We start from the raw sequence: 13540 nt of genomic DNA, 5'->3' as shown, positions 1-13540 counted from the left end.
TACTGGGTTGCATTGATAATAGTCATGGCTTCGGGCGTGTCGGTTTTTTTTTGCGATTAAATCAGATCACAAACGAAGCCTTTTTTCTATCTATTTCAATTGGTTGTAGCTAAAGATCCTGTACATGACAGGTCACTGCAGCGGCCAAACTGTTGCCACATCTCAGTTCAGGAGGAAACGCAATGACTCAGGAAAGGATCCAGACCCGCTACCCACTCGGCGGCCCCTTCGCCACCCAGGCTGAGCTGGAGCAGGCCATCACCCAGGCCATAACGACCCACAGACAAGATTTCTTCCCTCTGCTGGAACGGCTGGTGGACGTGGGGGACACCCGGGTCAACCTCAGTCAGGAGAACCCGCTGCGGGTGCTCAGCATCGAACTCGCTGACGGCCGTGAAGGAGTGGCCCATATCAACTACGAGTCCAACTTCGCCGAGAGCTGCCTGATTATCAACGAATACGACCAGCACCAGACCAGCCTGGCCTTTCGCCTCGACGGGGATGCACTTATCTTCGACGTCGAACTGCCGATCGCGTGGAATTTCAATAACTGAAGATTCAGCGGTGTAATGCCGCCTGGTTGCTACACCCGGTCAGCCAGCTCCCCTCACCCTAACCCTCTCCCAAAGGGAGAGGGGATCAGCCCGTGCCAACCTCCAGCCGTGGTAGTCACTCCATACTCTGCTGTTATTTCAGGCGCCTGTAATCTTCCCCATATGGCTGTCATCTGAATAGCAATATCCAGCATATAGCCACCATAACCCTCACTCATGTACAGGATCTTTAGCGGCAACCAATTGAAATAGATATAAAAAAGGCTTCGTTTGTGATCTGATTTTATCGCCAAACAAAATCAACACGCGCGAAGCCTATGACTATTATCAACGCTAATTACTATCTGGAGCAACTCTTGGCTCCCGCCGCACTCGAGCGCATTGCTCGGCTCTGCAAGTTTTGTCTGCGTCAGCGTGCCATTACCCCAGCCATGCTCGTACCTGCACTGCTGCGGGCCATGGGAGGCGACCAGGTCAATGACATTGCCGGTTTACACCGCCATTTCAATGCCTTGCAACTGGTAAACACCCATCAGGTTTCTTACAAACCGTTTCACAATCAGCTGCGCAAAGAGAGCTTTGCCCTGTTTATGAAAGCCCTGGTCGAGCGGGCCATCGCCTTGCGTATCGACCATCAACTCAAAGCAGCCTCCCTCGGCGCGTTCAAGCAGGTGTTACTGCACGATGGCACCTCCTTTGCGGTGCATCGGCGCCTTGCTGCTGATTTTCCCGGCCGGTTCAAGACCATCAGTCCGGCAGCTATCGAGTGCCATATGACCATGTCACTGTCGGAGCAGAGCCCGTTGTGCATGAGTGTGTCTGCCGATACCGCAGGGGAACGGCAATTTCTGCCTGAAGCCCACACGCTGACCAACTGCCTGCTGCTGGCTGACGCAGGTTACATTGACAGGGCTTGGTTTGAGCAGGTGAACGACGCTGGCGGATTTTATCTGGTGCGCGGCACGAAAAGCCTGAACCCCAAGATAATCCAAGCCTGGCGCGGTGATGGACGGGAAGTACCCAAGCTGGCGGGACTATCTCTGAGAGAGGCCGGACGGCGACGCTGTCGGGCCGAGGTACTGGATATGGTGGTGAAGTCCGGCCAGGTCGAGTACCGGTTGATCCGGCGCTGGTTTGCTGAGGAAAAGCGGTTCTGTCTGTGGATGACGAACCTACCGCGAGCAGCATGGTCAGCAGAGCAGGTGATGAGCCTGTATCGCTGCCGTTGGCAGGTGGAGTTGTTATTTAAAGAGTGGAAATCGCACAACCGGCTCAAGGGGTTTGTGACGGGCGAGAAAGCGATTGCCGAGGGGTTGGTGTGGACGAGCCTGCTGTCGCTGGTGATGAAGAGACGGGTCGCGCAGAGTGTGATGAGTGGGGCGCTATCGATGCTGAAAGCGTCGAAGAACAGTGCGACGTGGTGGCTACCGCTATTGGAAGCAGTGGCCCATAGGGCGCTGACAGAAATAAGGGAAAGATTGGAATGGGCTGCCGATTATTTGGCCAAGAACGCCTGCCGAACCAAGCAGAGAAAGTCGATACAGAACAGGACCTTGGAAGGCGTTTTAAATGGACTCGCCGCTTAAGGTCCTGTACATGATTTCGCCTTACCCGTCTTTTATATACCCGGAGCTGGATAAGCAACGAACGTCCTGGCCTGCTTTTCGATCTGGCGACAGGGTGGCTTATGCAACATCGTATTATTCTCCCCGGAGCCACTACGCTGACCCGGTTGATTTCAGAGGTAAGGGAAAAGGCGACGTTGCGCCTGTGGAACAAACTGGCACTGATACCGTCAGCCGAACAACGTTCACAGCTGGAGATGCTGCTGGGGCCAACTGATTGCAGCCGCCTGTCTTTACTGGAATCACTGAAAAAAGGCCCTGTGACCATCAGTGGTCCGGCGTTTAATGAAGCAATTGAACGCTGGAAAACTCTGAACGATTTTGGCTTGCATGCTGACAACCTGAGTACACTCCCGGCTGTGCGCCTGAAAAATCTCGCACGTTATGCTGGTATGACTTCGGTGTTCAATATTGCCAGGATGTCACCGCAGAAAAGGATGGCGGTTCTGGTTGCCTTTGTCCTTGCATGGGAAACGCTGGCGTTGGATGATGCACTGGACGTTCTGGACGCCATGCTGGCCGTTATCATCCGTGACGCCAGAAAGATTGGGCAGAAAAAACGGCTCCGCTCGCTGAAGGATCTGGATAAATCTGCATTGGCGCTCGCCAGCGCATGTTCGTACCTGCTGAAAGAAGAAACACCGGACGAATCGATTCGTGCTGAGGTGTTCAGCTACATCCCCAGGCAAAAGCTGGCTGAAATCATCACGCTTGTCCGTGAAATTTCCCGGCCCTCAGACGATAATTTTCATGAAGAAATGGTGGAGCAGTACGGGCGCGTTCGTCGTTTCCTGCCCCATCTGCTGAATACCGTTAAATTTTCATCCGCACCTGCCGGGGTTACCACTCTGAATGCCTGTGACTACCTCAGCCGGGAGTTCAGCTCACGGCGGCAGTTTTTTGACGACGCACCAACGGAAATTATCAGTCGGTCATGGAAACGGCTGGTGATTAACAAGGAAAAACATATCACCCGCAGGGGATACACGCTCTGCTTTCTCAGTAAACTGCAGGATAGTCTGAGGCGGAGGGATGTCTACGTTACCGGCAGTAACCGGTGGGGAGATCCCCGAGCAAGATTACTACAGGGTGCTGACTGGCAGGCAAACCGGATTAAGGTTTATCGTTCTCTGGGACACCCGACAGACCCGCAGGAAGCAATAAAATCTCTGGGTCATCAGCTTGATAGTCGTTACAGACAGGTTGCTGCACGTCTTGGCGAAAATGAGGCTGTCGAACTCGATGTTTCTGGCCCGAAGCCCCGGTTGACAATTTCTCCCCTCGCCAGTCTTGATGAGCCGGACAGTCTGAAACGACTGAGCAAAATGATCAGTGATCTGCTCCCTCCGGTGGATTTAACAGAGTTGCTGCTCGAAATTAACGCCCATACCGGATTTGCTGATGAGTTTTTCCATGCTAGTGAAGCCAGTGCCAGAGTTGATGATCTGCCCGTCAGCATCAGCGCCGTGCTGATGGCTGAAGCCTGCAATATCGGTCTGGAACCACTGATCAGATCAAATGTTCCTGCACTGACCCGACACCGGCTGAACTGGACAAAAGCGAACTATCTGCGGGCTGAAACTATCACCAGCGCTAATGCCAGACTGGTTGATTTTCAGGCAACGCTGCCACTGGCACAGATATGGGGTGGCGGAGAAGTGGCATCTGCAGATGGAATGCGCTTTGTTACGCCAGTCAGAACAATCAATGCCGGACCGAACCGCAAATACTTTGGTAATAACAGAGGGATCACCTGGTACAACTTTGTGTCCGATCAGTATTCCGGCTTTCATGGCATCGTTATACCGGGGACGCTGAGGGACTCTATCTTTGTGCTGGAAGGCCTTCTGGAACAGGAGACCGGGCTGAATCCAACCGAAATTATGACCGATACAGCAGGTACCAGCGAACTTGTCTTTGGCCTTTTCTGGCTGCTGGGATACCAGTTTTCTCCACGCCTGGCTGATGCCGGTGCTTCGGTTTTCTGGCGAATGGGCCATGATGCCAACTATGGCGTGCTGAATGATATTGCCAGAGGGCAATCAGATCCCCGAAAAATAGTCCTTCAGTGGGACGAAATGATCCGGACCGCTGGCTCCCTGAAACTGGGCAAAGTACAGGCTTCAGTGCTGGTCCGTTCATTGCTGAAAAGTGAACGTCCTTCCGGACTGACTCAGGCAATCATTGAAGTGGGGCGCATCAACAAAACGCTGTATCTGCTTAATTATATTGATGATGAAGATTACCGCCGGCGCATTCTGACCCAGCTTAATCGGGGAGAAAGCCGCCATGCCGTTGCCAGAGCCATCTGTCACGGTCAAAAAGGTGAGATAAGAAAACGATATACCGACGGTCAGGAAGATCAACTGGGCGCACTGGGGCTGGTCACTAACGCCGTCGTGTTATGGAACACTATGTATATGCAGGCAGCCCTGGATCATCTCCGGGCGCAAGGTGAAACACTGAATGATGAAGATATCGCACGCCTCTCCCCGCTTTGCCACGGACATATCAATATGCTCGGCCATTATTCCTTCACGCTGGCAGAACTGGTGACCAAAGGACATCTGAGACCATTAAAAGAGGCGTCAGAGGTAGAAAACGTTGCTTAACGTGAGTTTTCGTTCCACTGAGCGTCAGACCCCGATTAAGGTGGATATCCACTTCATCTTCATAAAATACCGGATGCTCTGCGCTGCATTCATCCAGCGCTTTGTGGATTACCGCCATCTTTTCATCTTTATGTGGGTCACGGATACGCAGAGTTGGCGCGGCCCTGCGCCATACAAGCCCCGCAGATGGCAACCAGCGGCGAACGGTTCCTGCATGTAACTGGCAACCGGTTATCTCATTGATTTTTAATGCCAGTAATTCGGTGCTCCAGCGTGAACGTTGATAACCAAAATCGCCGGGAGAATGCTTTATCAGCTCACGTAACAGGGTGCAGATATGTTCAAAAGGCCAGCGTCGGGAGCGCCCTGCGGGTAAGGATTTCAGGCCTTCAATACCTGAGTGCGTAAACCAGTTAATCCAGCGACCAACGGATGAACGAGCACAACAGAGAGTTCTGGCAACATCGCTGACCCGTTCACCCCGATGAAGCATCAGCATGGCCGTGAGTCTGCGGGCATGATTTTTATCGCGCGTTTTATGAATAGCTTTCTGCATCAGGCGTCGTTCGCCACGGGGTATTGGTGCTATGATCGGCATCGCTCAGTCCGGTTGGTGGTTTTGGTTGGTTTGGCGATTGATCAGATCGCACAATCCGGGCTGAGTTCCCTTTCAGTGATCTACTATTCCGCGCATCTATTTAGATTATTGGAGACTATCATGAAGTTTGAGAAGTCACAGGCAGCAGTTGACCGCCTGACCCCCGAGCAACGCCGGATTACCCAGGATTCGGGGACCGAAAGGCCCTTCACGGGCGAGTACAACGACAACAAGGAGCCTGGCATCTACGTCGACATAGTGTCGGGAGAGCCACTGTTCGCTTCGACGGACAAGTTCGATTCGGGTACTGGCTGGCCCAGCTTCACCAAGCCGATCGTTTCGGCAAACGTGAACGAGGTGCGGGACAGCGCACACGGCATGGTCCGGACGGAGGTCAGGTCAGTACACGCAGACAGTCATCTCGGCCATGTGTTCCCCGATGGTCCTTCCGACCGCGGCGGTCTGCGGTACTGCATCAACTCAGCGTCCCTTCGCTTCATCCCGCGCGACGAGATGGAGTCCGAGGGATACGGTGAATATCTCGATCAAGTAGAGGAGGCTTAACATGCATCAGCGCGCTGTTCTCGCAGGAGGATGTTTCTGGGGCATGCAGGATCTGATCCGCAAGCGGCCCGGCATCATCTCGACCCGTGTGGGTTACACGGGCGGCGATATTCCGAACGCCACGTATCGTAATCACGGCACGCATGCCGAGGGGATCGAGATTGTCTTCGACCCGACAGTGACGAGCTACCGGAACATCCTGGAATTCTTCTTCCAGATCCACGATCCGACGACGCTGAACCGCCAGGGCAATGATCGTGGGCTCTCCTACCGGTCGGGCATCTATTATGTCGACGAGGAGCAGAAGCGCGTCGCCGAGGATACGATCGCCGATGTGGATGCCTCGGGGCTGTGGGATGGCAAAGTGGTGACCGAGGTCCAGCCGGTCGGCGAGTTCTGGGAGGCCGAGCCCGATCACCAGGATTATCTGGAGAAGCACCCGGGCGGCTACACCTGCCACTTCGTCCGTCCCGGCTGGGTGCTTCCGAAGCGCCAAAAGGTTGACGACGTACAGCCAGCGGCCGGGACCGCGGCGGAATAGGCTTCGCTGCCGTTAGTGCCGCGCCGATCCGGTTCGCAACCTCCGACGACCGCGTCAATCGACGCGGTCGTCGAACCCGGCCTTGAAGCAGATCATTCCATTCAGCCGCCGTCGCAGTGCCAGGATCCAGATATGACAGACCTCTCCTCCTTTCCCATCACGCAGCGCTGGCCAGCATCTTATCCGGATCGCTTGCAACTATACGCGGCCCCCACGCCCAACGGCGTCAAGGTCTCGATGATGCTGGAGGAGACTGGCCTGCCGTATGAGCCCCACTTCGTCGACATCTCGAACAACGAGTCGAAGGATCCAGCGTTCGTGTCGTTGAATCCCAACGGCCGCATACCCGCGATCATCGATCCGGCTGGCCCTGACGGCCAGCCCATTGGCATATGGGAAACCGGTGCGATCCTCATCTATCTGGCCGACAAGACGGGGCAGCTCATCTCAACAACACCCGCCCAGCGGTACGAGACTCTGGCCTGGGTGTTCTTTCAGGTGTCGGGCGTTGGGCCGACCTTCGGACAGCTAGGCTTTTTCCTGCGATTTGCCGGCAAGGACTATGAGGACAAGCGACCTCGGCAGCGCTTTGTTGATGAATCCAGGCGTCTTCTCGGGGTCCTGGATCACCGGCTGGAGGGCCGCGAATGGATTGTCGATGATTACTCGATCGCGGACATTGCGACGTTTGGCTGGGTGAATGCGCTGGTCGAATTCTACGCAGCGGGCGACATCCTCGGCCTAAGCAGCTATTCGAACGTGCAGGCATGGCTCGAACGCGGGCTGGCGCGACCGGCTGTACAGCGTGGCCTGCGAATTCCTGCGAGGCCTGCATGACCATTATCGCCGCATATTATTACAACGAAGGTAAGCGAGTCCGTGAAATCAGGCTCGATGAGCACGTCGAACTAAACGAGAATCGCTCGGGCTTCTGCTGGATCGCGCTTAGCGAGCCCACCGCAGACGAACTCAGCGCGATCCAGACGACGTATAACCTCCATCCTTTGGCGATCGACAACGCCATGCACCCGCTGTGCCCGCCCAAGCTCGAGGTCTACAACGATGAGTTGTACGTCGTCGCCCAGACCGCCGAGCTGGTCGGCGACCGGATCAGCTACGGCAAGATGGCGATCTTCACCGGTCACAATCACCTTATCACCGTGCGGCACGGCAATGCCGGAGCGCTGGGCAAACTTCGGGAGCAACTCGAGGCATCGCCGACGCAGTTCGGCAAGGGTGTCGACTATGTGCTGCACGCGATCTTGCACCGAGTGGTCGACCAGTATCTGCCCATCTTCGAAATGATCGAGGACGACGTCCTGGCGATGGAGCGACGGTCGCTGCACGATTTCCTCGGGCCAGAAGAGGTGGCGCGAATCTTCGAACTAAGGTCCGAACTCACGCGGTTCAAGCGCACGCTCGGGGCTATGGCCGAGCTGGTGCGAAAGCTCGTTCGCGGCCACTTTCCCTGCCTCAGCGCCGAAATGACACCATATTTCCACGACGTCGCGGACCATGTCCACCGCGTGCAGTCCATGGTCGACGGCCTCCTGCTTGTCCTGTCCACGGTCTTCGAGGCCAGCAGCCTTCTGGAAGCGCAAAGGATCGGTGTGGTCACTCGCCAGCTCGCGGCCTGGGCGGCGATCTTGGCGGTCCCGACGGCGATCGCCGGAATATATGGCATGAACTTCAAGCACATGCCGGAACTGGACACGCCATATGGCTACTTCGTCGTGCTCGGAGTGATAGCGGTGTTCTGCCTTCTCCTGTTCATGCGCTTCAAGAAGGCCAAGTGGCTATGAGTAACGCACTTCGCGAGCTTCTCCGTCCGCCGAGTCACAGCGCGCTTTGTGCGCGAGCGTGTCCAATCCAGTTCAAGATGAAGGTGCTTCCATGACCTCCCAGGTGACCGACGTTCTAGAAGCAGTCCAGTCATTCATCGCCAAAGGCTATGACCGCGAATACCGCGTCAAGGACGGCAATCTCGTCGATCTCGAACTAGGGTCAACCCTCGATGCATGCAGCATTCGCGTCGATGCGGCGTTGCGCCTCGAGAGCGGGGACGACGGCGAAGATGCCTCCAACATCTACGCGATCACCGATCCGGCGACAGAGCATAAAGGCCTGTTGATCGACGCCTTCGACGTGTTCCACGAAATCTGCCCCCGCGACTTGTCCGAGCGCCTTGTGGCGCATCGGGAAACAGCACCGGCAGGTGACCAGGACGCGCCGAGCAAGCACGGACTACGGAAAGTCTACAAGAGCGAGTTTCACAGCGATCCCGAGCGTTACGTTCTGCGCGAGGGCTTTCCAGACTTCCCGCCATGCCCTTTCGGCCAATCCTTCAGCATCCTCGGCTTCGATACCGCCGAGCAGGAATATGTCTGGCTCGTCACGAGCATCATTCGAGATCCTCGGCTGATCAGGGTTCCATACCAGGGCGAAGACGTCATCAGCGACGAATAGCGGTGTCGCTTAGCCGGAAAGGCTGGCCTTCCTGGCCCACACATCTGCAGGCTGAACTTTAAGAACATCGAAAATTAGGAGGTGATTATGGACTGGAACAAGGACCACATACGAGAAACTATGCTCTTGCTGGAGACAGCAGCGTTGCACAGCGCTCGCGAAAACTACCTGGACCGAGATTCACCAGAATCGAGCGATGCTGACCCTGCCAGGCTACTTCCGCCCGACGAAGCTGTGGGATTTGTTGGTGATCTACAAGGGAGAGCTGATTGCTGCCATCGAGCTGAAAAGCCAGGTAGGTCCCTCGTTCGGTAACAACTTTAACAATCGAACAGAGGAATCTATCGGGACGGCCCATGATCTTTGGACGGCCTTTCGTGAAGAGGCGTTCGGCAAGCAGCCACGCCCTTTCGTCGGCTGGCTGATGATGGTCGAAGACGCGCCGGAGTCCCGCAGGCCGGTGCGTGACTCATCGCCGCACTTCCCGGTCTTCGAGGAGTTCAAGGGGGCGTCGTATCTCACGCGGTATGACTTGCTGTGTCAGCGATTGGTGCAGGAGCAGCTCTACACGACCGCTGCTGTCATTGCGGCAGAGCGCAGTGCGGTGAATACCGGCGACTTCACGGAGCAGTCGTCGATGACCAGCCTCAAGACATTCGTGTCTGCTTTGGCTGGGCACATCGCCGCAGAGGCGGCACGACTGGGCTGATTGGCCGCTTTCGATCATTCTGGCTTGGAGACCGGACGATGATGACAACCACAACTGAAGCGCTTTCAGAGGTTTTACGCGGGTATGGACGCGCCGATGAAACTGCATTGGCATCACTGCTGGAGGTCAGCGACTGGGAGCGCATCGCCCGGCAGGAGCTTGAGCGCCGGGCTACCAGCATCGTGCAGGCGCTGGATGATGCGACCCTTGAGGCCATCGCAGCGGGCACGCTCGACATGCTGGCCATGTGCCGACAGGTGGCCGACGAGATCCACCAGGCCGCCTAAGCCCTCCCCTGCCCTGCCACCGAACCCCGCCGCGTGCGGGGTTTTTTATGACTTCAAATCCTCAAAAGGTGCATTTACTCAAATCCTCAATATGCTATACTGCGCTTGAGTAATTCCTTTTTTCCTCAAACGCTCAATAGCTCAAGGAGCGCATATGCAAGTCATTGCTGTACTGAACCAGAAGGGCGGGGCGGGTAAAACCACCATCGCCACCCACCTTGCCCGCGCCCTGCAACTCGACGGCGCAGACGTGTTGCTGGTTGATTCTGACCCGCAGGGCAGCGCCCGCGATTGGGCCGCCGTCCGCGAGGATCAACCCGTGCCCGTGGTTGGCATCGACCGGCCCACCATCGAGCGCGATCTAAAGAGCGTGGCCCGGAAAGACTTTGTTGTGATCGACGGAGCGCCGCAGGCTCATGACTTGGCCGTGTCGGCAATGAAGTCCGCCGATTGCGTGCTGATCCCGGTGCAGCCGTCGCCCTACGACATTTGGGCAACCTCTGACCTCGTGGATTTGGTCAAGCAGCGCATCGAGCTGACCGACGGCAAGCTAAAAGCGGCTTTCGTGGTGTCCCGTGCGATCAAGGGCACCAAGATTGGTGCGGAAGTCTCCGAGGCGCTGGCCGGGTACGGCCTGCCGATCCTGCAAACGCGCATCACGCAGCGCGTCATCTACCCGAGCAGCGCGGCCAGCGGCACCACGGCCATTGACCAAGAGCCGACGAGCGAGGCCGCCGAGGAAATCCGGGCGCTGGCTGAGGAAGTGCGCCGTTTCCTCAATTGCACCATTTGAGTAATTAAGGAGTAGGTGAAAATGAGTAGCGGGAAACTTGGCATGAAAGCAGGCCGCCCGAGCGCCGCGAAGGCTGGCCCTACCTTGTCCGACCTTGCCGACAAGGCCGCCACCGTCCGGGTGAATTTCGACCTCGACCGGGCCGAGCACACGAAGCTGAAGATTTACGCCGCCAAGACCGGGCGCAGCATCACGGACATTCTGCGCGAACTGGTGCGCTCACTTGATGAAAAGAGTGATTGAGTAATCACTTAACCGGCTGGACGGGTCAAAAGCATGGACTATAGTCCATACATTTTTGATTTGGCGAAATTTAATAATGTTGATGAAATACGGCGCGTGGGGTATAAAGTGATGGTTGAAATGGAACCGTTGAGTCTGGAGGTACTGCCGCCCTCTCATTTCAAGGCGTTTGCGAAGAACGCACCGCATGAGATCAAGGGCGCTGTCATCGAGAACACAGAGCGCGGGCTGGTGATCGTGCTGCACGTTGGCAACGAGCGGCGCATTCTCGGCCAGTACCGGGGAGGCATCCGGTTTTTTCGCTCTTTCGATGGCGCGGCGGCAGTGCTGCGGCAGCATGGCGTGCTGCACTGGACGGCGAATGCAAAAGGCTGGATTCCGCGAACTTTGGAAGCGAAGGAGCGGAGTTCAGATGGATGAAAAAGCAAAGCCCCGCGTGGCAGCGGGGCTTGGCAGGGGGCGGGACTAGTCAGGTGGCACTGGCTAGAACCCAAAGGCGCAACCTATACAGGCAACACCCAGACATGGTTTGCATTGTAGCGCCCCACCTCTTGCCGCACAAGCGGAAAGAAGGTTATGGGACAGGCACAGCTACGACTTTTCAGCCCAGCCGATGAGGCGGGTTGCTATCACGACACAGCCCGGCAGGGCTTTTTCTCGTTGCTCATGGCGACGTGCGAGGGCAGCGGCAAGAAGCAGGACAGTTACCGGCTGTCACAGATGCCCGTGGTGCTCTCCATGCTCGACCACAGCCGGGATACCTGGCTGTCTCAGGCTGAGTTCATCAAGCCCAATCGCCGCGTGGTCAACTTGGCCCGCATCGGCTTGCTGTTCGCCGATCTGGACACCTACCGCGAGCCGTGGGCGCAGGGGCGCAGCCCCGAGCAACTGGCCGCCGCTGTCATGTTCCGCTGCTACGACGAAGGCGTGCCGCCGCCGTCGATCCTCGTTTTCTCTGGCCGTGGCGTGCAAGCAAAGTGGCTGCTGGATGGCACCTTGCCGCGTCAGGCGCTGCCACGCTGGAATGCCTGCCAGCGTTACCTGATCGACCGTCTGGCCGGGCTGGGCGCTGATCCAGCGGCCAAGGATGCAAGCCGCGTGCTGCGGCTGGTCAATACGGTGAACAGCAAGAGCGGCGAGGTTTGCCGCGTCATCCACGTTGAGCAAGGCCCGGACGGCGAGCCGATCCGGTACAACTTCGAGTATCTGGCCGAGGCGCTACTGCCGGTGGCCCGCTGGGACATCGAGGCCGACCGCAAGGCCCGCGCCGACCGTCGCCAGTTCAAGCTGCTGCCGGGCGGCCAAACCGGCAACCTGCGCACGCTCAACGGGCGGCAACTGGCGTGGGATCGTCTGGAGGACTTGCGCACGCTGGCCGCGCTGCGCGGCGGCGTGGCCGAGGGCGAGCGGATGCAGCACCTGTTTTGGCGGCTGAATTTCCTGCTGCTGTCAGGTGCGACGCACACCGGCCAGATGTACCACGAGGCCGCCGCGCTGGCCCGTGAGCTTGACCCACGGTGGAACTACCGCAGCGCCGAGCTTATGACGCTGTACGCCAAGGCCAAGGCCCACGAAGCCGGGGAAAAGGTGGAGTTCGGCGGCAAGCAGTTTGCGCCGCTCTACACGCCCAAGAACGACACGCTTATCAGCCTGTTTCACATCACCGACGACGAGCAGCGCAAGCTGCGCACGCTCATCAGCCGGGACATGGCCGCAGAGCGCCACAGCGAGCGCGAGAAAGCCCGCAGACGTGCCGCTGGGGCTGTCGATCGTGCTTCCTATCTGGAAGCAGCCAGCGCCAAGCAGGCGCAGGCTTTGGCCCTCAAGGCGCAGGGTCTGAGCGTGCGGGCCATTGCTGCACAGATGGGCATTAGCAAGACCGCTGCCGGGCGCTACATCGCAGAGCCGGGAGAGTGTCCCAAGTCCATGCGTATTACAGGCGGGGAGGGCTGATCGTGAGGTGTTCAAAGTCCGTCCGTATTACTAATGGCGGAGCCTTCCGGGCGGGTGTCCCAAGTCCATGCGTATTACTAATGGCGAAGCCTACGCCCGGCGCGTAGCGCCTGCCTTTGAGTAGCGCCTGCCTTTGAGTAGCGCCTGCCTTTGAGTAGCGCCTGCCTTTGAGTAGCGCCTGCCTTTGAGTAGCGCCTGCCTTTGAGTAGCGCCTGCCTTTGAGTAGCGCCTGCCTTTGAGTAGCGCCTGCCTTTGAGTAGCGCCTGCCTTTGAGTAGCGCCTGCCTTTGAGTAGCGCCTGAACGGCGCGGCCCCCTCGTCCAGTTCATCGGGTGGCTGTCATGAGTCGCGCCCGTCGATCCTTTCCGCCCGCGCTGCTGGATTCGTTGCGGGCAATGACGGTGCAGGAAACGCTAGACCGGCTGGGCCTGTACTGGAAACGTGAACCTGGCTTTGTGCCGGTGAAGGAGGGGTTTGGGGAGCAATGGAACCAAAAACCAACGTAAGCCCTACCAACGCTTTTCGGTGTCTTCTTCCCAGGCGCCCATCTCGACAAAACAGTTGCGCATGTCGGCCTCCTGGCTGATCTCGGTCAG

General features: G+C 57.4%; 13 protein-coding genes and 3 pseudogenes. 15 read left to right on the top strand and 1 reads right to left on the bottom strand.

Features of this window, described 5'->3' with window-relative positions; translation table 11 throughout:
* Positions 1-182: 182 nt before the first annotated feature.
* The 3 genes and pseudogenes from C3418_RS20060 to C3418_RS20050 all read left to right on the top strand — a co-directional run.
* The gene (locus tag C3418_RS20060; RefSeq protein WP_004099020.1) at positions 183-554 is read left to right on the top strand and encodes a hypothetical protein; all 372 of its coding nucleotides are present in this window, start codon (positions 183-185) and stop codon (positions 552-554) included.
* Between the two features lie 317 nt (positions 555-871).
* On the top strand, positions 872-2140 hold the full coding sequence (locus tag C3418_RS20055) for an IS4-like element ISApu1 family transposase (RefSeq protein WP_011191342.1): 1269 nt from the start codon (positions 872-874) through the stop codon (positions 2138-2140).
* Between the two features lie 14 nt (positions 2141-2154).
* Positions 2155-4791: pseudogene (locus tag C3418_RS20050) on the top strand (Tn3-like element Tn3 family transposase); the annotation flags it as partial.
* A gap of 34 nt (positions 4792-4825) precedes the next feature.
* On the opposite strand, the pseudogene C3418_RS20045 reads toward C3418_RS20050, so the two are convergent.
* Positions 4826-5389: pseudogene (locus C3418_RS20045) on the bottom strand (IS630-like element ISEc33 family transposase); the annotation flags it as partial.
* Positions 5390-5509: 120 nt separating this feature from the next.
* Here C3418_RS20045 and msrB point away from each other — a divergent pair.
* From msrB to C3418_RS24450, 12 genes and pseudogenes are all read left to right on the top strand, one after another.
* Positions 5510-5953 (top strand): peptide-methionine (R)-S-oxide reductase MsrB, encoded by a 444-nt coding sequence (gene msrB / locus C3418_RS20040; RefSeq protein WP_023338003.1) that lies wholly within the window; start codon positions 5510-5512, stop codon positions 5951-5953.
* A gap of 1 nt (position 5954) precedes the next feature.
* Positions 5955-6494, top strand: coding sequence for a peptide-methionine (S)-S-oxide reductase MsrA (gene msrA / locus C3418_RS20035; RefSeq protein ID WP_023294902.1), 540 nt, complete (start codon positions 5955-5957; stop codon positions 6492-6494).
* 132 nt (positions 6495-6626) lie between these two features.
* Complete coding sequence (locus tag C3418_RS20030; RefSeq protein ID WP_004099038.1) at positions 6627-7331, top strand: glutathione S-transferase N-terminal domain-containing protein; 705 nt, start codon at positions 6627-6629, stop codon at positions 7329-7331.
* Positions 7328-8296, top strand: a complete 969-nt coding sequence (locus C3418_RS20025) for a magnesium and cobalt transport protein CorA (RefSeq protein WP_018716208.1) — start codon at positions 7328-7330, stop codon at positions 8294-8296. Before C3418_RS20030 ends, C3418_RS20025 begins: the two co-directional genes overlap by 4 nt.
* Positions 8297-8387: 91 nt before the next feature.
* Positions 8388-8960 (top strand): hypothetical protein, encoded by a 573-nt coding sequence (locus C3418_RS20020; RefSeq protein WP_004099040.1) that lies wholly within the window; start codon positions 8388-8390, stop codon positions 8958-8960.
* A gap of 175 nt (positions 8961-9135) precedes the next feature.
* Positions 9136-9669: pseudogene (locus C3418_RS20015) on the top strand (type-2 restriction endonuclease); the annotation flags it as partial.
* A gap of 107 nt (positions 9670-9776) precedes the next feature.
* Positions 9777-9956, top strand: a complete 180-nt coding sequence (locus C3418_RS20010; protein ID WP_232038188.1) for a hypothetical protein — start codon at positions 9777-9779, stop codon at positions 9954-9956.
* 154 nt (positions 9957-10110) lie between these two features.
* Positions 10111-10749: a ParA family partition ATPase gene (gene parA, locus C3418_RS20005; protein ID WP_033996216.1), complete on the top strand. Its 639-nt coding sequence runs from the start codon at positions 10111-10113 to the stop codon at positions 10747-10749.
* Positions 10750-10770: 21 nt separating this feature from the next.
* A complete protein-coding gene (locus C3418_RS20000) occupies positions 10771-10992 on the top strand; it encodes a plasmid partition protein ParG (RefSeq protein WP_011178357.1) in 222 nt (73 codons plus the stop codon).
* A 33-nt stretch (positions 10993-11025) separates the two neighbouring features.
* Positions 11026-11412, top strand: a complete 387-nt coding sequence (parC, locus tag C3418_RS19995) for a ParC family partition-associated protein (RefSeq protein WP_011270177.1) — start codon at positions 11026-11028, stop codon at positions 11410-11412.
* A gap of 156 nt (positions 11413-11568) precedes the next feature.
* Positions 11569-12945, top strand: coding sequence for a replication protein (locus C3418_RS19990; protein WP_033996214.1), 1377 nt, complete (start codon positions 11569-11571; stop codon positions 12943-12945).
* Between the two features lie 340 nt (positions 12946-13285).
* Positions 13286-13450 carry a hypothetical protein gene (locus C3418_RS24450; RefSeq protein WP_153302083.1) on the top strand — a complete coding sequence of 55 codons (165 nt, stop codon included), beginning with the start codon at positions 13286-13288 and terminating at the stop codon, positions 13448-13450.
* The last annotated feature ends 90 nt before the right edge of the window (positions 13451-13540 follow it).

The organism is Aeromonas sp. ASNIH8 (genome assembly GCF_002919855.1).
GTDB lineage: Bacteria > Pseudomonadota > Gammaproteobacteria > Enterobacterales > Aeromonadaceae > Aeromonas > Aeromonas caviae.
This window is presented reverse-complemented; position numbering and strand designations above follow the sequence as displayed.

Excerpts from the sequence above, each read along its gene's own strand:
- C3418_RS20060 (WP_004099020.1), top strand. The coding sequence starts at position 183 with ATGACTCAGGAAAGGATCCAGACCCGCTACCCACTCGGCGGCCCCTTC.
- C3418_RS20055 (WP_011191342.1), top strand. The coding sequence starts at position 872 with ATGACTATTATCAACGCTAATTACTATCTGGAGCAACTCTTGGCTCCC.
- msrB (WP_023338003.1), top strand. The coding sequence starts at position 5,510 with ATGAAGTTTGAGAAGTCACAGGCAGCAGTTGACCGCCTGACCCCCGAG.
- msrA (WP_023294902.1), top strand. The coding sequence starts at position 5,955 with ATGCATCAGCGCGCTGTTCTCGCAGGAGGATGTTTCTGGGGCATGCAG.
- C3418_RS20030 (WP_004099038.1), top strand. The coding sequence starts at position 6,627 with ATGACAGACCTCTCCTCCTTTCCCATCACGCAGCGCTGGCCAGCATCT.
- C3418_RS20025 (WP_018716208.1), top strand. The coding sequence starts at position 7,328 with ATGACCATTATCGCCGCATATTATTACAACGAAGGTAAGCGAGTCCGT.
- C3418_RS20020 (WP_004099040.1), top strand. The coding sequence starts at position 8,388 with ATGACCTCCCAGGTGACCGACGTTCTAGAAGCAGTCCAGTCATTCATC.
- parA (WP_033996216.1), top strand. The coding sequence starts at position 10,111 with ATGCAAGTCATTGCTGTACTGAACCAGAAGGGCGGGGCGGGTAAAACC.
- C3418_RS20000 (WP_011178357.1), top strand. The coding sequence starts at position 10,771 with ATGAGTAGCGGGAAACTTGGCATGAAAGCAGGCCGCCCGAGCGCCGCG.
- parC (WP_011270177.1), top strand. The coding sequence starts at position 11,026 with ATGGACTATAGTCCATACATTTTTGATTTGGCGAAATTTAATAATGTT.
- C3418_RS19990 (WP_033996214.1), top strand. The coding sequence starts at position 11,569 with ATGGGACAGGCACAGCTACGACTTTTCAGCCCAGCCGATGAGGCGGGT.
- C3418_RS24450 (WP_153302083.1), top strand. The coding sequence starts at position 13,286 with ATGAGTCGCGCCCGTCGATCCTTTCCGCCCGCGCTGCTGGATTCGTTG.